This window comes from Pseudomonas sp. RA_35y_Pfl2_P32 (assembly GCF_963970735.1).
Classification (GTDB): domain Bacteria; phylum Pseudomonadota; class Gammaproteobacteria; order Pseudomonadales; family Pseudomonadaceae; genus Aquipseudomonas.
The window spans coordinates 121,875-142,859 of record NZ_CAXAQF010000009.1 but is presented as its reverse complement, the minus strand read 5'-3'; the positions used below and the strand labels follow the sequence as shown (position 1 = coordinate 142,859).

The following is a 20,985-nucleotide window of genomic DNA, read 5'->3' as shown; positions in this document are numbered from 1 at the left end:
CCGCGCCTACACAGGCAGCGACGCCAGTCTCAGCCCAGCAGCAACGTCCCGCTGGCCACCAGCGTCGCGGCCCCGCCAATCTTCACCCGATCACCCTCCAGACGGCAGAACAACTCCCCGCCCCGCGCCGAACACTGGTAGGCCGTCAGACTGGTTTTATCCAGTTGCTGCGCCCAGTAAGGAATCAGCAGGCAATGGGTCGAGCCGGTCACAGGGTCTTCGTTGATGCCAATGGCCGGGGCAAAGTAGCGCGAAACAAAATCGTGCTGCGTGCCGCGTGCGGTGACAATCGCCCCCAGCCAAGGCAACTTCGCCAAGGCCGCCATGTCCGGCTGGCAATCGCGCACAGCCTGCTCTGACTCAAGCACCACGAACAACTCATTGGAGCCCAGCACTTCAACGGGCTGAACCCCCAGCGCTGCGGCAATCAGTGGATTGGCCGCCACCACATTCGGCGTGATCCTCGGGAAGTCCAGCCACAGCCGACCGCCTTCGCGGGTCACGCGCAATGGCCCGGATTGACTGATGAAGTCCAGCCTTTCCACCGGCTCTTCATACCGTTCGAACAACACATGGGCGCTGGCCAGGGTTGCGTGGCCGCACAACGGCACTTCAGTGGTCGGGGTGAACCAGCGAATATGCCAACCCAGGGCCTCCCGCACCACAAACGCGGTTTCGGCGAGGTTGTGCTCCGCGGCGATGCTCTGCATCAGCTCATCACTGAGCCAGGTATCAAGCCGGTAGACCATCGCCGGGTTGCCGCTGAACGGACGGTCGCTGAAGGCATCGACCTGATGAAACGCTAACTCCATGAGTGCTCTCCTTTTGCATAGGCGAGCGCGAGCATGCAGTAACGGGTGTCGGGTAACCAGTGACAGAGCCGGTGGATTTTCACCATACAGCGCGTGGCTCAAGCCCGGCCGATGTCAGCGAACCTGGCCTGGGTATGCTCGGCCAGCACCGCAGGGGCCAATTCGACTTCCAGGCCGCGTCGACCGGCACTGACATAAATAGTCGCAAAAGCTTGCGCGCTGCTGTCAATGAAGGTGCGCAGCCGTTTCTTCTGCCCCAACGGGCTGATCCCCCCCAGCAAATACCCGGTGGCCCTCTGCGCGGCAGCGGGGTCGGCCATCTCGACTTTCTTGACCCCGGCGGCATGGGCCAGCGCCTTCAAGTCCAGACTTCCGACGACCGGTACCACAGCCACCAGCAACTCGGCTTTCTCACTGGCCGCCAGCAAGGTCTTGAACACCTGGGCCGGCTCCAACCCGAGCTTTTCCGCGGCCTCCAGCCCGTATGAAGCGGCCTTCGGATCATGTTCATAACTGTGCACACGATGTTCTGCACGAACTTTTTTCAGCAGATCCAATGCGGGGGTCATGGCAACTCCAAGTCTGCAAAAGAACAAAAAAACTGCGCCGGATTCTAGGTCATCGCGTAACAAAAGGCTCTATGCCCAGCCTTCAACCCCATCGTGAGGGCGACCGACCAGCCCAATCACGACCTTTACCACAGTCCCGTCACGCGATCATTCATCCAGCGAATAGTTGAATTGTGACCGACAGTTCACTTTCGACCTTTGACATCAGCGTTTCTTGTCTATATTTTTTCGAATACGAATACGGTGTATAAATTCCTACGCAGCACCCCGCAGTAAGCCGAGACCCGGATGGGGATCCTGCCTCGGTGAAAATCGCGCTCGCTCCCTTTCGGAACAAGTGCCCAACAACAACAAAAAAACGAGGTTTTCATGACCACTGCTTTACAACAACCACCGCTCTCGAGCCAATGCATGGCCGAGTTCCTGGGGACTGCGCTACTGATCTTTTTTGGCACAGGCTGCGTCGCCGCCCTCAAAGTCGCGGGTGCCAGCTTTGGCCTGTGGGAAATCAGCATCATTTGGGGCGTCGGGGTGAGCATGGCGATCTATCTGACCGCCGGCGTTTCCGGTGCCCACCTGAACCCGGCCGTCAGCATCGCCCTGAGCATTTTCACCGACTTTGAAAAGCGCAAACTGCCCTTCTACATTCTGTCCCAAGTGGCAGGTGCCTTCTGTGGGGCGTTGTTGGTTTACACGCTTTACAGCAACCTGTTCTTCGATTTCGAACAAACCCAGCACATGGTTCGCGGCAGTCAGGCCAGCCTGGAGCTGGCGTCGGTGTTCTCCACCTTCCCCAACCCGGCCCTGTCCACCGGCCAGGCATTCCTGGTCGAGATGATCATCACCGCGATCCTGATGGGCGTGATCATGTCCCTGACCGACGACAACAACGGCCTGCCGAAGGGCCCGCTGGCACCGCTGCTGATCGGCCTGCTGATCGCCGTGATCGGCAGCTCGATGGGACCGCTGACCGGCTTCGCGATGAACCCGGCACGGGATTTCGGCCCTAAACTGATGACTTTCTTCGCTGGCTGGGGTGAAATTTCCTTCACTGGCGGCCGGGATATTCCCTATTTCCTGATTCCGATTTTTGCGCCGATTGTCGGTGCCTGCCTCGGTGCTGCGGCCTATCGCGGGTTGATTGCCCGTCACCTGCCCGGCGCCGTACCTGCTACAACAAAGGCAACACCGGCGCTGGATGGCAAAACCCGAATTTCCTGATAGCGGCGGCGCGAGATCCTGCCCACCCTTGATCACGCGCCCCGATCCACTCCCTTATTTCGTCCAAGGCAATCGACATGACCGACACACAGAATAAGAACTACATCATTGCCCTTGATCAGGGTACGACCAGCTCGCGCGCGATCATTTTCGACCGCGACGCCAACGTGGTCTGCACCGCTCAACGCGAATTCGCCCAGCATTACCCGCAAGCCGGCTGGGTCGAACACGACCCGATGGAAATCTTCGCCACCCAGAGCGCAGTGATGGTAGAGGCCCTGGCACAAGCCGGCCTGCATCACGACCAGGTGGCCGCCATCGGCATCACCAACCAACGCGAAACCACTGTGGTCTGGGACAAGACCAGCGGCCGACCAATCTACAACGCCATTGTCTGGCAGTGCCGCCGCAGTACCGAGATCTGCCAGCAACTCAAGCGCGATGGCCACGAGCAATACATCAGCGACACCACCGGCCTGGTCACCGACCCGTACTTCTCCGGCACCAAGCTCAAGTGGATCCTCGACAACGTCGAAGGCAGCCGGGAGCGTGCGCGTAATGGCGAATTGCTGTTCGGCACCGTCGACAGCTGGCTGATCTGGAAATTTACCGGCGGCAAGACCCACGTCACCGACTACACCAACGCCTCGCGCACCCTGCTCTTCAACATCCACACCCTGGAGTGGGACGCGAAGATGCTCGAACTGTTGGACATCCCCCGCGAGATGTTGCCGCAGGTGAAGTCCTCGTCGGAAATTTATGGCCACACCAAGAGCGGCATAGCCATCGGCGGTATCGCCGGCGACCAGCAAGCGGCCCTGTTCGGCCAGATGTGCGTGGAGCCTGGCCAGGCGAAAAACACCTACGGCACCGGCTGCTTCCTGCTGATGAACACCGGTAGCAAAGCGGTAAAATCCAACCACGGCATGCTCACCACCATCGCTTGCGGCCCGCGCGGCGAAGTGGCCTACGCCCTGGAAGGCGCAGTGTTCAATGGCGGTTCCACCGTGCAGTGGTTGCGCGACGAACTGAAAATCATCAACGACGCCCATGACACCGAGTACTTCGCCAACAAGGTCAAGGACAGCAACGGTGTGTACCTGGTGCCCGCCTTTACCGGCCTCGGCGCACCGTACTGGGACCCCTATGCCCGGGGCGCCCTGTTCGGCCTGACCCGCGGCGTACGCGTGGACCACATCATTCGCGCGGCCCTGGAGTCGATTGCCTACCAGACCCGCGACGTGCTCGACGCCATGCAACAGGACTCCGGCGAACGCCTCAAGGCCTTGCGTGTGGACGGCGGTGCGGTGGCGAACAACTTCCTGATGCAGTTCCAGGCCGACATCCTCGGCACCCAGGTCGAGCGCCCGCAAATGCGCGAGACCACGGCCCTGGGCGCGGCATACCTGGCGGGCCTGGCCTGCGGCTTCTGGGGCAGCCTGGACGAGCTGCGCGGCAAGGCGGTGATCGAACGCGAGTTCGACCCGCAACTGGAAGAAAGCGCCAAGGAAAAACTCTACGCCGGCTGGAAAAAAGCCGTCAGCCGCACCCGTGACTGGGAGCCGCACGAAGGCGAGGAGTAAGCCCAGGGCCGGACGGTGTTCGGCATGTAACTGGTCGGGAGGGGATTCCTGCGGCATCATGGGCAAATTTTGCACGGCAGCCCAAAGGACGCCCCATGAATCTGCCTCCCCGTCAGCAGCAAATCCTCGAACTGGTCCGCGAACGCGGCTACGTCAGCATCGAGGAAATGGCCCAGTTGTTCGTTGTTACGCCGCAGACCATTCGCCGCGATATCAATCAACTGGCCGAAGACAACCTGTTGCGCCGCTACCACGGCGGCGCAGCCTATGACTCCAGCGTGGAAAACACCGCGTACGCCATGCGGGCCGACCAGATGCGTGACGAGAAACAACGCATCGGCGAAGCCATCGCCCGGCAAATTCCTGACCACGCCTCGCTGTTCATCAATATTGGCACCACCACCGAGTCCATCGCTCGGGCGCTGCTCAATCACAACCACCTGAAAATCATCACCAACAACCTGCACGTGGCCTCCATGCTCAGTGCCAAGGATGATTTCGACGTGCTGCTCACCGGCGGCAATGTGCGCCGCGACGGCGGGGTTGTCGGCCAGGCGAGCGTCGACTTCATCAACCAGTTCAAGGTCGACTATGCCCTGGTGGGCATCAGTGGCATCGACGACGACGGCAGCCTGCTGGACTTCGATTACCAGGAAGTGCGGGTATCCCAGGCGATTATCGCCAATGCCCGGCAAGTGATCCTGGCGGCTGACTCCAGCAAGTTCGGGCGCAACGCCATGATTCGCCTCGGGCCGATCACCCTGATCGATTGCCTGGTGACCGACCAGCAGCCTGTGCCCGCCCTCGCACAGCTGTTGAGCCAGAACAAGATTCGCCTGGAAGTCGTTTAAGGCTTTCTGCCTTAAAAGAAGATCAAAAGATCGCAGCCTTCGGCAGCTCCTACGGGGCTGCCGCTCTTAAATGTTCGAAAATTTTCCTTTAAGCCTCCTTCGATGAGTTTTTTCAATCGAAACGGACTGGCTGCGGGCGACTTTATGGGCTACCATTTTCGCAAATGAACATTAATGTTCGTATTCCAATACATAAAGCCCAAAATGCCCGAGGCCTGCCGATGCCCACTTCCACCTTGTCGACACCCCCACTTGCCGAGATCTATGACATCGCCGTGATTGGCGGCGGGATCAATGGCGTCGGGATTGCGGCGGATGCTGCCGGCCGCGGGCTTTCGGTGTTCCTTTGCGAAAAGGACGACCTGGCCAGCCACACCTCGTCCGCCAGCAGCAAGCTGATCCACGGCGGCCTGCGTTACCTGGAACATTACGAATTCCGCCTGGTACGCGAAGCCCTGGCTGAACGCGAAGTGCTGCTGGCCAAGGCCCCGCACATCGTCAAGCAGATGCGCTTTGTCCTGCCCCACCGCCCGCACCTGCGCCCGGCCTGGATGATTCGCGCCGGCCTGTTCCTCTACGACAACCTGGGCAAACGGGAAAAGCTCGCCGGCTCCAGAAGCCTGAAGTTCGGTGCAGACAGCGCCTTGAAAAGCGAGATCAGCAAGGGCTTCGAGTACTCCGACTGCTGGGTCGACGATGCTCGCCTGGTGGTACTCAATGCCATGGCGGCCCGTGAAAAAGGCGCCCATGTGCACACCCAGACCCGTTGTGTCAGCGCCCGACGCAGCAAGGGACTGTGGCACCTGCACCTGGAGCGTGCCGATGGCAGCCTGTTCTCGATCCGCGCCAAGGCACTGGTGAACGCCGCCGGCCCCTGGGTCGCCAAGTTCATTCGCGATGACCTGAAGATGGAATCGCCCTACGGTATTCGCCTGATCCAGGGCAGCCACCTGATCGTGCCCAAGCTGTACGAAGGCGAGCACGCGCACATCCTGCAAAACGAAGATCAGCGCATCGTATTCACCATACCGTACCTCAATCACTTCACCCTGATTGGCACCACCGACCGCGAGTACACCGGTGACCCGGCCAAAGTGGCGATCACCGAGGGCGAAACCGATTACCTGATCCAGGTGGTCAATGCCCACTTCAAGAAACAGATCAGCCGCGACGACATCCTGCACACCTACTCCGGTGTTCGCCCGCTGTGCAACGACGAATCCGACAACCCGTCGGCCGTGACCCGCGACTACACCCTGGCCCTGTCCGGCAGCGGTGAAGAAGCGCCCCTGCTGTCGGTGTTCGGCGGCAAACTGACCACCTACCGCAAGCTGGCCGAGTCGGCCATGGCCCAGTTGGCGCCCTACTTCAAGCAGATGAAACCGAGCTGGACCGCCCAGGCGACCCTGCCCGGCGGCGAAGACATGAGCACCCCGCAAGCCCTGAGCGCCTTGATTCGCGACAAATTCGACTGGGTCCCCATGGAAATCGCCCGCCGCTGGGCCACCACCTACGGCAGCCGCACCTGGCGCATGCTCGAAGGCGTACAGGGCTTGAACGACATGGGCGAGCACCTGGGTGGCGGGCTCTACAACCGTGAAGTCGATTACCTGTGCCAGGAAGAATGGGCGACCACCGCCCACGACATCCTCTGGCGGCGCACCAAGCTGGGCCTGTTCACCACGGCCGACGAGCAGGCGAACGTGCAGCGCTATTTGCACACGCTCGAAGTCAACCGCAGCAAGATCGAAGCGGCCTGATCGGCACTCGATGCATAAAAAGCCCCTGGTCCTCGCGGCCCAGGGGCTTTTACATTCCGAACCCGTAGGCGCTGGCCCAGATAGCATTCGGTTTTCCGAACATGACCTGGCGGTCAATTCGGTTACCCGGACCAGGTGCAGGGATTAGTTTCGCCATAAATATTTAATAGCCTTATAAATCAATATTTTAGGCATTTAACCCTGGCCTGGCACGACTCATGCTCTACACTCTTGGACGAACGTCTGAGGTGCCAACACTTCAGGAGCCCGCCAGGCGTTCCGCAGTACCAGAGAGCCGAAGAACTGGCTCCATAAAAAAAACAATGTCGAGGAAAATTTGATGCGTATCGTTCCCCATATCCTGGGCGCAGCCATCGCTGCCGCTCTGATCAGCACGCCAGTTTTCGCCGCCGAACTCACCGGCACCCTGAAGAAGATCAAAGAGTCCGGCACCATCACCCTGGGCCATCGCGACGCTTCCATTCCGTTTTCCTACATTGCAGACGCTTCCGGCAAACCCGTCGGCTACTCCCACGACATCCAGATGCAAGTCGTCGAAGCCCTGAAAAAAGACCTGGACCTGCCGAACCTGCAAGTCAAATACAACCTGGTCACCTCGCAAACCCGTATTCCGCTGGTACAGAACGGCACCGTTGACCTCGAGTGCGGTTCCACCACCAACAACGTCGAGCGTCAGCAACAGGTTGACTTCTCGGTAGGCATCTTCGAAATCGGTACTCGCCTGCTGTCCAAGAAGGACTCCAAGTACAAGGATTTCGACGACCTTAAAGGCAAGAACGTCGTGACCACCGCTGGCACCACGTCCGAGCGCATCCTCAAGTCGATGAACGCCGACAAGCAAATGGGCATGAACGTGATCTCCGCCAAGGACCACGGCGAATCCTTCCAGATGCTGGAATCGGGCCGCGCCGTTGCCTTCATGATGGACGACGCCCTGCTGGCCGGTGAAGCGGCCAAGGCCAAGAAAGCTACCGACTGGGAAGTGACTGGCACGCCACAGTCCTATGAAATCTATGGCTGCATGGTGCGTAAAGGCGACGAGCCGTTCAAGAAAGCGGTCGATGATGCCATCAAGGCCACCTACGCTTCGGGCCAGATCAACAAGATCTATGAGAAGTGGTTCATGGCACCGATCCCGCCTAAAGGCCTGAACCTGAACTTCCCGATGAGCGACGAGCTCAAGGCCCTGATCGCCAATCCGACCGACAAAGCGGCTGACGACAAGAAATCCTGATTTCTGACTAGTCTTACCTCCTGAGAGGGCCACTGCCCTTTCCGGAGGTTGTCACTACCTGCTGGCATTTTTGGAAACACTCGAACCGGTGGTTGTCGAGCCGACCGCGTGTGCCCGACCGTCAACGTCGGGTGGGAACGGAGTTCCCCCAGGCAGGTGCTTGAACATCGATTGAATCCGAGGGGAGACCCTAATGAATTACAACTGGGATTGGGGCGTGTTCTTCAAGTCCACCGGCGTGGGCAGCGAGACCTATCTCGACTGGTTCATTTCCGGGCTGGGCTGGACCATCGCTATCGCTATCGTGGCCTGGATCATTGCATTGCTGCTGGGCTCGGTACTGGGCGTGATGCGCACCGTGCCGAACCGCATCGTGTCAGGCATTGCGACCTGCTACGTGGAACTGTTCCGTAACGTACCGCTGCTGGTTCAGCTGTTCATCTGGTACTTCCTGGTGCCCGACCTGCTGCCACAAGACCTGCAGGACTGGTACAAGCAGGACCTCAACCCGACCACTTCGGCCTACCTGAGCGTAGTCGTGTGCCTGGGCCTGTTCACCGCCGCACGGGTCTGCGAACAAGTGCGCACCGGTATCCAGGCGCTGCCCCGCGGCCAGGAATCGGCCGCTCGCGCCATGGGCTTCAAGCTGCCGCAGATCTACTGGAATGTGCTGCTGCCCCAGGCCTATCGCATCATCATTCCGCCGCTCACCTCGGAATTTCTCAACGTCTTCAAGAACTCGTCCGTGGCCTCGCTGATCGGCCTGATGGAACTGCTCGCGCAGACCAAGCAGACCGCTGAGTTCTCCGCCAACCTGTTCGAAGCCTTCACCCTGGCGACCCTGATCTACTTCACCCTGAACATGAGCCTGATGTTGCTGATGCGCGTGGTCGAGAAGAAAGTCGCAGTGCCCGGCCTGATCTCCGTGGGGGGTAAATAATGGAATTCGATTTCAGTGGCATCATCCCGGCCATTCCCGGCTTGTGGAATGGCATGGTGATGACCCTCAAACTGATGGCGCTCGGCGTCGTCGGCGGCCTGATCCTCGGCACCGTCCTGGCATTGATGCGGTTGTCCCACAATAAATTGCTGTCGAACTTCGCCGGCGCCTACGTCAACTACTTCCGCTCGATCCCGCTGCTGCTGGTGATCACCTGGTTCTACCTGGCGGTGCCGTTCGTGCTGCGCTGGATCACCGGCGAAGACACCCCGATCGGCGCGTTCACCTCCTGCATCGTGGCCTTCATGATGTTCGAGGCGGCGTACTTCTGTGAAATCGTACGGGCCGGTGTGCAGTCGATTCCCAAGGGCCAGATGGGTGCCGCCAAGGCCCTGGGCATGACCTATGGCCAGATGATGCGCCTGATCATCCTGCCCCAGGCTTTTCGCAAGATGACCCCGCTGCTGCTGCAGCAGAGCATCATCCTGTTCCAGGACACCTCGCTGGTCTACACCGTCGGCCTGGTGGACTTCCTCAACGCTTCGCGGGCCAGTGGCGACATCATTGGCCGTTCCAATGAGTTCCTGGTATTCGCCGGTCTCGTGTACTTCATCATCAGCTTTGCCGCCTCGCAGCTGGTCAAGCGTCTGCAAAAAAGGTTCGCCGTATGATCTCTATCAAGAATATCAACAAGTGGTATGGGGACTTCCAGGTGCTGACTGATTGCAGCACCGACGTCAAGAAAGGTGAGGTGATCGTGGTGTGCGGGCCGTCCGGCTCCGGCAAGTCGACCCTGATCAAGTGCGTCAATGCCCTGGAACCGTTCCAGAAAGGCGACATCGTGGTCGACGGCACTTCAATTGCCGACCCCAAGACCAACTTGCCGAAACTGCGCTCGCGCGTTGGCATGGTGTTCCAGCACTTCGAACTGTTCCCGCACCTGACCATCACCGAAAACCTGACCATCGCGCAGATCAAGGTGTTGGGCCGCAGCAAGGAAGAAGCCACCAAGAAAGGCCTGCAACTGCTCGAGCGTGTCGGCCTCTCGGCCCACGCCCACAAGCACCCGGGCCAGCTCTCCGGTGGCCAGCAGCAGCGTGTGGCGATCGCCCGCGCACTGGCCATGGACCCGATCGTCATGCTGTTCGACGAACCGACCTCGGCGCTGGACCCGGAAATGGTCAACGAAGTGCTGGACGTCATGGTGCAACTGGCCCACGAAGGCATGACCATGATGTGCGTGACCCACGAAATGGGCTTCGCCCGCAAAGTGGCGGACCGGGTGATCTTCATGGACGCCGGCAAGATCATCGAAGACTGTCCTAAAGAAGAGTTCTTCGGTGACATCGGCGCTCGCGCCGAACGGACCCAGCACTTCCTGAACAAGATCCTGCAACACTAAACGTTCGAAGCCGCACCAATCCCCTGTGGGAGCGAGCTTGCTTGCGATAACGGACTGGCATTCAACATCAATGTTGACTGTGATGAAGTCATCGCGAGCAAGCTCGCTCCCACAGGGGCCGACGGTGGCTTGCAGATTTGTGTTGTGGTTGACCCAAGGCATCTGTGATGAAATGCGACCCCACTCTTTATCGCGCCGCACCGCCATCACTCGCCGTGAAACCTCGTCTGATCCGCCACCTGTTCCTGCCGCCGCTGATTATCCTGCTGATGCTCGCCTTGGGCTTGCTCGGCTTCTGGACCAGTGAGCACTACGGTATTCGCAGCCTTGGTGAAAACGGTCAACGCCAGCTGGAACTGCACGCCCGTGCCGTGGAAAGCGAAATCAGCAAATACACCTACCTGCCCAGCCTGCTGGAACTCGAATCGAGTGTTTCAAAGCTGCTGGCCGACCCAACGCCGGAACACCGGCAGACGGTCAATAATTACCTTGAAGGCCTGAACCGGCGCAGCCGCAGTCGGGCCATCTACGTGATGGACACCACCGGCCGGGTCATGGCCACCAGCAACTGGCGCGACGTCGACAGCTACTTGGGCGAGGACCTGTCCTTTCGTGCCTATTTCCAGAACGCGGTGCGCGGCCAGCCCGGTCGCTTCTACGGGATCGGCAGCACCAGCGGCGAACCTGGCTACTACCTGGCCCACGGCCTCGAAGAACAAGGCAAGATCATCGGCGTCGCAGTGGTCAAGGTGCGCCTGGAAGCCCTGGAAGAACGCTGGCAGCGCGCCCGCCTGGAAGCCTTCGTCAGCGATGAGAACGGCATCATCATTCTCTCCAGCGACCCGGCGCGTCGGCTCAAGGCCGTGCGTCCGCTGAGCGACGACACCAAGGAGCGCCTGGCCCGCAGCCTGCAATATTACTGGTTCCCGCTCAACGAACTGGAACCCCTGGCCCGTGAACGCCTGGCCGAAGGCGTGGAGAAACTGACCTTCCCCGCCAACGCCGAAGTGGTCTCCGACGACGAGGCCATCAGTTACCTGTCGCAGACCCGCCCCCTGAGCGACACCCCGTGGAATTTCACCCTGCTGACGCCACTCCAGGACCTGCGGCGCGAGGCCGTCAACCAGGGCATCCTGGTGGCGGTGGCCTTCGCCCTGGTGGCGTTCCTGCTGATCGCCTGGAACGAGCGGCGCAAGGTGATCGCCACCCGCCTCGCGGCCCGTGAAGCCCTGCAGGAAGCCAACAATCAACTGGAGCGACGGATTACCGAACGCACCACTGACCTGCGGGCCAGCAACGAACGCCTCAAGAGCCAGATCCGTGAACGGCGCCTGGCCGAGGAAACCCTGCGCCGCGCCCAGGATGAGCTGGTACAGGCCGGAAAACTGGCCGCCATCGGCCAGATGTCCACCAGCATTGCCCATGAGCTGAACCAGCCCCTGGCGGCGTTGCGCACCCTGTCCGGCAACACCGTGCGGTTTCTCGAGCGTGGCCAACTGGACACCGCCAGCGCCAACCTGAAAACCATCAATGAGCTGATCGATCGCATGGGCCGCATCACGGCCAGCCTGCGCTCCTTCGCCCGGCGCGGCGACGACAAGGGCCAGGCCAGCCTGGGCAAAGCGGTGGATGCCGCCCTGCAACTGCTGGGCGCGCGCCTGGAACACAGCGGCCTGCAGATGCACCGCGCCTTCACTGACGAGCAAGTGTCGATCGACCAGACGCGCCTGGAGCAGATCCTGGTCAACCTGATCGGCAACGCCCTGGATGCCATGCAGGCGCAAGCAGCGCCCCAACTGTGGCTCGAGGGTCAGGTGGTCGACGGCAAGTACCGGCTGCACGTACGCGACAACGGCCACGGCATTGACGCCGAGGCCCGCAAACATTTGTTCGAACCCTTCTTTACCACCAAGCCTGGCGAACAGGGCCTGGGCCTCGGCCTGACCCTGTCGGCAAGCCTGGCCGCCGCCACTGGCGGCAGCCTGGGCGTCGAACACCCGGCTTGCGGTGGTACCGCCTTTATCCTCAGTTTACCCTTGGTAAGCCCCCTGCCCGTCGAGCCGATATGAACAACGATCTTAGTGTGCTGATCGTCGAAGACGATCCCCATGTCCTGCTCGGTTGCCAGCAGGCCCTGGCCCTGGAAGACATCCCCTGCACCGGCGTTGGCAGTGCTGAAGAAGCCCTGGCGCAGGTGGGCGACAACTTTGCCGGAATCGTCATCAGCGACATCCGCCTGCCGGGCATCGATGGCCTGGAACTGCTGGGCCGGCTCAAGGCTCGCGATCGCAGCTTGCCGGTGGTCCTGATCACCGGGCACGGCGACATTTCGATGGCCGTCGACGCCATGCAAAAAGGCGCCTACGACTTCATGGAGAAACCCTTCTCCCCCGAGCGCCTGGTGGACGTTGCCCGACGTGCCCTGGAGCAACGCAGCCTGGCCCGCGAAGTCAGCTCCCTGCGCCGGCAACTGGCCGAACGCGACTCCCTGGAAGGCCGGATCATCGGGCGCTCGCCCGCCATGCAGCACCTGCGCGAACTGATCGCCAACGTCGCCGACACCTCGGCCAACGTGCTGATCGAAGGCGAGACCGGCACCGGCAAGGAACTGGTTGCCCGTTGCCTGCACGACTTCAGTCGCCGCCAGGCACAGCCCTTTGTCGCGCTGAACTGCGGTGGCCTGCCGGAAAACCTGTTTGAGAGCGAAATCTTCGGGCATGAGGCGAACGCCTTTACCGGTGCCGGCAAACGGCGGATCGGCAAGATTGAACATGCCAACGGCGGCACCCTGTTCCTCGACGAAGTGGAAAGCATGCCGCAGCCCCTGCAGATCAAACTGCTGCGGGTATTGCAGGAACGCACCCTGGAGCGCCTGGGGTCGAACCAGAGCGTGGCGGTCGACTGCCGGGTGATTGCCGCCACCAAGTCCGACCTCGACGAACTGGGCCGCGCCGGCCAGTTCCGCAGCGACCTGTATTACCGCCTCAACGTGGTGACCCTGGAACTGCCGCCCCTGCGCGAACGCCGCGAGGACATCCTGCAACTGTTCGAACACTTCCTCCAGCAATCCTCACTGCGCTTTGACCGCGCCGTCCCGGACCTGGACAACCAGACCCTGTCGCACCTGATGAGCCACGACTGGCCGGGTAACGTGCGCGAACTGCGCAACGTCGCCGAACGCTTTGCCCTCGGCCTGCCCGCATTCAAGAAGTCCGGCGCCAGTGGCGCAGCCCAGGGCCTGGGGTTTTCCGAGGCGGTGGAAGCCTTCGAGCGCAACCTGCTGAACGATGCCTTGCAACGCAGCGGTGGCAACCTGACCCAGGCCAGCCTGGAATTGGGCATGGCCAAAACCACGCTGTTCGACAAGGTCAAGAAGTACGGACTCAGCCACTAACCCAGCGAGAGCAGTCGTGGATCTATTGTTGAAAGCGGCCCTGGGCGCGGCGGTGGTGGTGATACTCGCCGCCCTGGCCAAGACCAAAAACTATTACATCGCCGGCCTGGTGCCGCTGTTTCCGACCTTCGCCCTGATCGCCCACTACATCGTCGGCAAAGGCCGCTCGCTGGACGACCTGAAGACCACCATTGTGTTTGGCATGTGGTCGATCATTCCGTACTTCGTCTACCTGGCGACCCTGTACCTGATGGTCGACCGGCTGCGCCTGGAAGCCTCACTGGCCGTGGCCGCCGTGGCCTGGCTGATGGCCGCCACCGTGCTGGTCAGCGTCTGGGTACGTCTGCACGCCTGAGTCGGCGCAAAGCTCAAAGCAGGTTCATCCCCTGCACGGGCTCGATCTGCGCCCAATGCGAGGTGTCTTCGCGGTGCTGCTGCAGGTAGGGCAATACCGCCGCCAGCAACGGGACCTTGAAGGCCTCCTGAAATCGATGGGCCAGCCCAGGAATCAGTTTCAGCTGACTGCCCTGGATGTGCGCCGCCAGGTGAATGCCATGCATCACCGGCAGCAAGGGATCGGCCGTGCCATGCACCACCAGGGTCGGCACCCGCAATTGATTGAGCAACGCCACCCGGCTGGGCTCGGCGAGGATCGCCATGATCTGGCGCTTGACCCCTTCGGGATTGAACGCCCGGTCATAGGACTGCGCCGCCTGCTGCAGCAGCGCCTGGCGATCATCGGTGACCTGCGGACTGCCCAGGGCGGCCAGCAGGTCAGCCTGTTGCTCCAGGGCCACCTCTCGGTTCGGCGCACTGCGCCGAGCCAGCAATTGCACCAGCGCCGCGTTGGGCGCCGGCAGCCCTGCGGCGCCGGAACTGCTCATGATCAGCGTCAGGCTCTCGACCCGCTGCGGCGCCATGGCCGCCATGTGCTGGGCGATCATCCCGCCCATGCTCGCCCCCAGCACATGGAATTGCTCCACGTGCAGGGCGTCCATCAGGCCCAGGCCATCGTCCGCCATGTCGCTCAGGGTATAGGGCGCCGACACCGGCAGGCCGAGTTTGTAGCGCAAGGCCTCGAAGGTCAGGTTGGCGCTGGCGGGAGCCCGGCGCCAGGTCGACAGGCCGACGTCGCGGTTGTCGTAGCGAATCACCCGAAAGCCTTGCTCACAGAGGGCTACCACCACTTCGTCCGGCCAGTGGATCAATTGCCCGCCCAGGCCCATCACCAGCAGCAGCGCCGGATCGGAAGCACGACCGATGCTCTGATAGGCCAGGCTCACGTGCGCCAGGTCGGCGCGTTGGGTGGCGACATTGACATCGCAGCGCGGCGCCGCCCAGGACGCCGGGCCAAAACACAGCGCGGCCAGGAAGATGGCCGCGGATAAACACAAGACACGCATGAAAAACACCAAAACGCAGAACCCCAGTAGAGCGCGAGTCTGATGAACTTTGTTGAAGCGCGCTGCCACAGTTGCGTGACAGTTTGATGAATCTCGCCGAGCGGTCGGCGCAGTAACTATGCAACACCCGTGGCGAAGGCAACTCACCTCCAATGGTGGCGATATTGATGAAAAACCCTTCAACGCCACAGAGCCAAGCCACCATGTCCGACACACTGATTGACGAAACCCCTGCCACCGTTTCATTCCTGCCGACGTCGCAGGTCTTAACTGCGCCCCTGGATGAAAACCTGTTCCTGACGGCTGCGTCACGTTGGCGCGACAGCCGCGAACACCTGCTCAGCCTCATGCGTGCCACGCCAACCGTGCGCGATGCCATCAAACAACGGCTCCAACGCCAATGGAACCTGGACGGCGAGCAGGCCGGCCTGCTGTTTCCCGCCACAGCCGAGCGTTCGTCTCGCCGGTCCAGTCTGAGCGAAGCCTGTGCCTTCATGCTGCAGCATCCGCAACTGGACACCTCACGCCTGCCCAGCAGCCAACTGACCGGCCTCAACCGCGAACACCCACTCTTTGCCAAACCCAGCGCGCACCTGCTGGAGCCATTCAAGACACTGGATCTCAAGGCAGAACTCACGACCCACTGGAACGCCTACTGGAATGCTCGTGCGCCCGGCTCTGCATTGTCGCGGCGCGCCCTGGCAACCCACCTGTATCGCTCGCACTTTGAGGCTGCGGGCCAGTTGGCGTTTGCTCAAGGCGCCCTGAGCACTGAGCAGTTGGCTGTGTTCCTGACAGTCCTCAATCTGCCGGACGCAGAGCTCAAGATCGCCGGCCAGCGCATTTACACCGAGCAACTGAGCCTCACCCGCAGCGACAACAACGTCATCAAGCTACCCGCTGCCTTTGTGATCAGCCTCGACACCCAGCAACCGCTCAGTCAAATCCTGTATTTGCCGGAGCACCAGCCAGCAGTGAAGCGCTTCAGCCAGCGCACCGAAATGGAAGACTGGCTGCTCGAACATCAGCAGCACCTGTTCCAAGTAGCCGAAAGCGCTGCCGGCAGCCGCATTACCTACCACCCGCAAGAAACAGCACTGAACACGGGTCTCACCCAATGGCTGGCGCAACGGCTCAACCTCCAGATTGCCAGCGCCCTCAAAGGCCGCGACCAGGACATGGCCGAGTACGCGGCCCATGCCCTGGACGAGGTCGAGCAACTGGAGCAAAAACATCGTGCAGATCCGCTGTTCGCCGAGCCGCCAGCGCTGGCGACGACGATCACTGCCGAAGGGGACATCGCCCAGGACATCCCCCCGTTTGGCCTGCTCACCCCTGATATTCCCTTGAGCAGGCGCAGGCACTCGCTGGCCCAACAGTGCGCGGCCATTGAGCAACGCTTCCAGCACAACCCCGATGACCCGCAACGGCTCAAGCTCAAACAGGCACTCGACACCCTGAGCGCGGCGCAGCAGGCCAGCCAGGATGCCGCCTCTGCATTACTGGACAGCCGTGATGCGCAGAAAATGCTCGAACTGCGCCGGGAGGCCAATGCGCACTACACCGCCCTTTACCAGGCGCGCCTGCGCGGTCTGGGCGCCGAGGCCGACATCCAATTGATCCTGGAGCAGATCAGCCCCCAGGAACACGCCCTGATCCAAAAGACAGTGGATGACCCGGATCGGCTGGATCGCCATCCTGAGGTCACGGTTGCCCGCTTGACGTTATCGAGCCTCGATCCGGCAGACCCGGACAGTACCCCGCACACCCAGGAACTGGAGGAGGTATTGCTGATCACTCACCCCGCTGCCGAGGACGGCCTTTCACCCCCTGGCCAGTTGCTGTATTGGCCCGGGCACTTTGGCGGCTTGCAACGCTTCGCCTCCAGGCAAGCACTGGAGCAGGAACTGTTCAAGATCTGCGCTGACGACACCCAGCAGGCCTTGCACGTGAGCGCACTCAATCGTACCCCCTTCAAGTACGCGCTCGACAATCAGCTCCACGCCTGTGAGCAGCAGGTCATTCAACTGATCAAAGACAACCCCCTGCCCTCCCACGCAGCACAACGCACACTCGCGTTGGAGAAACTGCGCGAGCAGACGCTTGCCACCTTGACCGTGCCGGTATCGGCGGCGCGGGACCAGGCTTACACCCGATACCTCGAACAATCTCGCAGCGATACCCTGGCGCAAGCGCTGCCGCAGTGGCTCAAGACACTGGCTGACGAGCAACGCACGCAACTCAAGCGTCTGATCAAGGCCTACATCGCGGCAATGAAGCGTGCCCATGAAATACTCGAGCGTGACCTGATACCGCGCGATGACTTCAGCCAGAAACAGCTCGAGGCGCGCCTACGCAAGGACTTCTCCCTCAAGCAGGATTTTGAGGTGACGCTCGATCTGCCCGACTCGACCACCTGGCAGAAGCGCATCATGCAAGGTGCCGCGCCCGGCGCCCCCCAGGAGAATGTCCTGGTCGCCAGCCAGGGTCGCAAGCCGCTGTCGCTCGTCGAGTTGGCGCAGCGCAACATTGATCAGCCCCTGTGGTGGCGCCTGTCGCTCATGCGCAGCGTGATCAGCGCCGATGACGAAACCGACCGCAAGGCACTCGACACAGGCATCCAGCCACACTACCTGCGCAAACTCGTGACCGAGCTCGACCTGGCCGCGAAATACGAACAACTGATCCGCGATACATTCACTGGCTTACCAAACGCCTCGACCTTCAGCAAAGAACATCGCCGTGAATGCCTGATCGAACCCTGGCGCCTGATGCTCAAACTGCAGGGGGAGTTTGCGCTGGCGCAACGACACATCGACGCCAGCGGCCAGCAAGTGCTTGAGATCGCCATCGACGCCGCGACCCCGCAAGCCTTTGCCCCCAGCGGCAAGCGTATCGCGCTGATACCGGCCCACTTGACCGTGGGCGGTACGGACACCCCCGCTGAAGGCGCCAGCACCTTGTCCGGCGTCACCTTCATAGAAGAGCAGATCAGCGGCCTGACCCTCCTCTACTTGCCCGACAGCCCTGACGGCGTGTACCTGCGTCAATACCCGAGCCTGGAACAGGCCCGTCGCAGCCTGTTCGATTTATCTGTGCAGGCGTCCATGGTCGACTATCTGGCGGGGCGCGCCCTGACGGGCAACTTCGCCCACCATGTCAGCCGCATCCAGCAGGCACAGCTGAAAAACTTCGATACGCTGATTGGCACGGGCCTCGCCTGGCCGGCCACCACGTCAATGGCCGCCCACTTGCTCAATGTCCATATGGGACGGTTGATCGCGGTCCATCGAGCGACTTCACGCAGCAACGATGCCTTGTACCTGGAGCTCAGCGCCCTGAAGTCAGGGGCGATGTTCAATTACCTGAAAATGGCCGTGGGGATGGTGCCTTTCGTCGGCAGCGCCTTGGCGCTGTACGATGCCTGGGACGCCGCCAACCTGGCGGTCGCGGCGTTCTTGCGCGGCGATGTCGGCCAAGGCCTGGCCGAGGTGGAGTCGGTGCTGCTATCACTGATTGATGCCGCCCTGGATGTCCTTCCCGCCGCGTCTGTCGGCTCCAGCGCAAAAAACGGGGCTCGCGCGTTGACGCGAAATCGTCAACTCAAAGCCTTGATCAAAGGCCCCGCAGCGTTGCATGCACCTTCACCGCGTCCGGCCCGCCAGGCGGTCAAACGGTTCGTCGGCTACGAGTACGAACACCCCATCAGCCTGGCCGACCTGCAACCGGGAATCGAAGGGATTTACCGCAACGTCTACCGCCACGCGGACGGTGATTTCATCGTCCGCCAGGGGCGCATCTACCAGATCGAGTGGAGCAAGGACTCACGAAACTGGCGCCTGAGCGGGACTCGAAGCAAAACCTACAAGCAACCCATCGGGCTCAATGAAGCAGGCCACTGGGATACTTACTACCATGCCCACGGCGTGACGTTCGAAGGTGGCGGGCTCGGCGGTGGTGCCGTGCTGGGGCGCCTGGCCGACGGGCTCGATCCGATCTGGCCGGGGGCGATTCGCGAACGCTTGCCGCGCTGGTGGACCGACCGGATTTTTCGTCGCCAACACGCGTTGTCCACAGCCGCTGATGATCTGGCCCCGCAACTGGATGCCCAGGTCACCCGGACCAACGCCGCCCTGCAACGCTACAACACCAGCGCCGCAGACGAGCGCCCGGCCCTCAGGCAGGCCGCCGAAGCCACCTGCAACGTCGACATTGAAATGGCCGCCAGGCATTACCAGACGCTGGCTGAGCTGTTACCCCTAACCCACGGCAACAAGCGCCGCGCACTCATGGAGATGCAGAGTAACGACGCCCTGATCCTGGCGGATCGACTCCAGCAGCGCCTGTACTTTTCCAATCACAGAGCCGTTAACCTGCTGGACCGCTCTGACGATCTCATCCGCCACATGGACGCATTGGCGGCCGATGCTTTTACCGAACGCCTGCGCGCCCTGGAGAGCATCAGAAGGGTACGCCTGGAGTTCGTTCGCGAGCTGGACGAGATCGACGCCCACCTGCTGGACTTCAATCACTGGCTTGAGCGCGTGACGATCAGCTCGCAGAAAAGTCAGTTGACCAGAACCGCCACGATGCTCACGGAGCGCTTGAGTACCACCAACCGGCTCTACCTCAGAACAGGTCATCTGCTGGAAGTGATCAAACGCTTCGACACCGCGAGCGATGTTTCATGGGCCTATCTGCAGATCCAGGCACACCCTCTGCGCAGCAAGGTCGATCGCGCCCTGTTCACCCAGTTCAGCCTGCCGGAAGCCAGCGCCACCAAGGCGCAGCGCAATCAGATACTGCAGGACTGCCTCGATACCTATACCCAGTTCCGACGTGAAATGAAGGTCTGGATCGCCAGCTATCCACAACACTTTCACCTGGAGTCCGTGCCGCCGCTGATGGAGGGCCTGGAAAAAATGTCCGAGCGTGCCCGCAAAGCCATCGCCCAACCGACATCCGCCGCCATCCCGGGAAAGAGCAGGAAAAAGGTCTTCACCACCGAAGACAATCAACTACTGATCGGCACTGAGCACTGGGAGCCGACCACCCAGACGCGGCAATACATCCTCACCGGCAAGGGAGGCTACCTAGAAGTCTGGGAACAAGGCAGCCATGACCGGTTTCGCCTGCTCAACCCGCCGCCCCAAACGCCCCGCATCAATCAACGCAATCTTGATGCCTTGGTGATCGATGCCCGTCAGCGACTGGAGTCGCAAGCGACCTACCAGGCCAAGGTCCACGCCTATGCAGCGCAAGACATGCTGCCGGTTGATCTGGAGCACATGATGGTCTGCGAAGCCAACGAGTTGATCCTGCGTGCGCGGCATATCGAGGACGTTGCACCGGCTAACTCGATCATCGGGCGCCTGCGGGACAAGGCGGCCGAGCTGATCGCCCAGGGCCGGCAGTTGCGTACCCAGCAGTCGTTGCGCAGCAAAAATCCAACCGATGGCATGCTCGATGACCTGGCCCGCCACAACGTTGTGGAGATCCGCAAGACCAGTGCGATGAAAAACCTGGGCAAACGCAAGGATGGTCGAGTCGACTACCTGCAGGAGTACGAAATCCACGACCTGACCCAGACACCTCCTAGGGTGCTGTGGTATGCCCACTTCCACTACGCCAAGGCTGCCCCTGATTTCGGGGCGTTCGAGAAAGCCCACCTGAAGTTGCCCGAGCACCGGTTTACAACCCATGCCGACACGCCCGGTCTTCCCTACTCCGATATCGCTAAACGGTCGGTGGCGCTGAGTCATTTCGAGAAGCTTTGACCCAAAAAGAGCGCGGGC

General features: G+C 61.3%; 15 protein-coding genes. 12 read left to right on the top strand and 3 right to left on the bottom strand.

Annotated features, from left to right (window positions below):
- Window positions 1-29: 29 nt before the first annotated feature.
- Window positions 30-812, bottom strand: a complete 783-nt coding sequence (locus AACY45_RS11275) for a PhzF family phenazine biosynthesis protein (RefSeq protein ID WP_339545530.1) — start codon at window positions 810-812, stop codon at window positions 30-32.
- Window positions 813-910: 98 nt separating this feature from the next.
- A complete protein-coding gene (ybaK, locus tag AACY45_RS11270; protein WP_339545529.1) occupies window positions 911-1,381 on the bottom strand; it encodes a Cys-tRNA(Pro) deacylase in 471 nt (156 codons plus the stop codon).
- A 369-nt stretch (window positions 1,382-1,750) separates the two neighbouring features.
- Between ybaK and AACY45_RS11265 the strand changes: the two genes are divergently transcribed.
- The 11 genes from AACY45_RS11265 to AACY45_RS11215 all read left to right on the top strand — a co-directional run bounded on the left by AACY45_RS11265 (window position 1,751) and on the right by AACY45_RS11215 (window position 14,142).
- The gene (locus AACY45_RS11265; RefSeq protein WP_339545528.1) at window positions 1,751-2,602 is read left to right on the top strand and encodes an MIP/aquaporin family protein; all 852 of its coding nucleotides are present in this window, start codon (window positions 1,751-1,753) and stop codon (window positions 2,600-2,602) included.
- A gap of 77 nt (window positions 2,603-2,679) precedes the next feature.
- Window positions 2,680-4,185, top strand: coding sequence for a glycerol kinase GlpK (glpK, locus tag AACY45_RS11260; RefSeq protein ID WP_339545527.1), 1,506 nt, complete (start codon window positions 2,680-2,682; stop codon window positions 4,183-4,185).
- Between the two features lie 95 nt (window positions 4,186-4,280).
- Window positions 4,281-5,036, top strand: coding sequence for a DeoR family transcriptional regulator (locus AACY45_RS11255; RefSeq protein WP_339545526.1), 756 nt, complete (start codon window positions 4,281-4,283; stop codon window positions 5,034-5,036).
- A 221-nt stretch (window positions 5,037-5,257) separates the two neighbouring features.
- On the top strand, window positions 5,258-6,796 hold the full coding sequence (glpD, locus tag AACY45_RS11250) for a glycerol-3-phosphate dehydrogenase (protein WP_339545524.1): 1,539 nt from the start codon (window positions 5,258-5,260) through the stop codon (window positions 6,794-6,796).
- 340 nt (window positions 6,797-7,136) lie between these two features.
- Window positions 7,137-8,051, top strand: a complete 915-nt coding sequence (locus AACY45_RS11245) for a glutamate/aspartate ABC transporter substrate-binding protein (RefSeq protein ID WP_339545523.1) — start codon at window positions 7,137-7,139, stop codon at window positions 8,049-8,051.
- A 193-nt stretch (window positions 8,052-8,244) separates the two neighbouring features.
- Entirely contained in the window at window positions 8,245-8,991 is a 747-nt protein-coding gene (locus AACY45_RS11240) for an amino acid ABC transporter permease (protein ID WP_095165942.1), read from the top strand.
- On the top strand, window positions 8,991-9,662 hold the full coding sequence (locus AACY45_RS11235) for an amino acid ABC transporter permease (RefSeq protein ID WP_339545522.1): 672 nt from the start codon (window positions 8,991-8,993) through the stop codon (window positions 9,660-9,662). The genes AACY45_RS11240 and AACY45_RS11235 overlap by 1 nt, the downstream gene beginning before the upstream one ends.
- Window positions 9,659-10,393, top strand: a complete 735-nt coding sequence (locus tag AACY45_RS11230) for an amino acid ABC transporter ATP-binding protein (protein ID WP_166590040.1) — start codon at window positions 9,659-9,661, stop codon at window positions 10,391-10,393. The genes AACY45_RS11235 and AACY45_RS11230 overlap by 4 nt, the downstream gene beginning before the upstream one ends.
- 167 nt (window positions 10,394-10,560) lie before the next feature.
- Window positions 10,561-12,462: a sensor histidine kinase gene (locus AACY45_RS11225; protein ID WP_339545521.1), complete on the top strand. Its 1,902-nt coding sequence runs from the start codon at window positions 10,561-10,563 to the stop codon at window positions 12,460-12,462.
- A gap of 44 nt (window positions 12,463-12,506) precedes the next feature.
- On the top strand, window positions 12,507-13,787 hold the full coding sequence (locus AACY45_RS11220) for a sigma-54-dependent transcriptional regulator (protein ID WP_445261179.1): 1,281 nt from the start codon (window positions 12,507-12,509) through the stop codon (window positions 13,785-13,787).
- A gap of 25 nt (window positions 13,788-13,812) precedes the next feature.
- Window positions 13,813-14,142, top strand: a complete 330-nt coding sequence (locus AACY45_RS11215; protein ID WP_166590116.1) for a GlpM family protein — start codon at window positions 13,813-13,815, stop codon at window positions 14,140-14,142.
- 13 nt (window positions 14,143-14,155) lie between these two features.
- On the opposite strand, the gene AACY45_RS11210 is transcribed toward AACY45_RS11215, so the two are convergent.
- A complete protein-coding gene (locus tag AACY45_RS11210) occupies window positions 14,156-15,190 on the bottom strand; it encodes an alpha/beta fold hydrolase (RefSeq protein ID WP_339545519.1) in 1,035 nt (344 codons plus the stop codon).
- Between the two features lie 203 nt (window positions 15,191-15,393).
- On the opposite strand from AACY45_RS11210, the gene AACY45_RS11205 reads away from it, so the two are divergent.
- Window positions 15,394-20,967 (top strand): dermonecrotic toxin domain-containing protein, encoded by a 5,574-nt coding sequence (locus AACY45_RS11205; protein WP_339545518.1) that lies wholly within the window; start codon window positions 15,394-15,396, stop codon window positions 20,965-20,967.
- Window positions 20,968-20,985 lie beyond the last annotated feature (18 nt).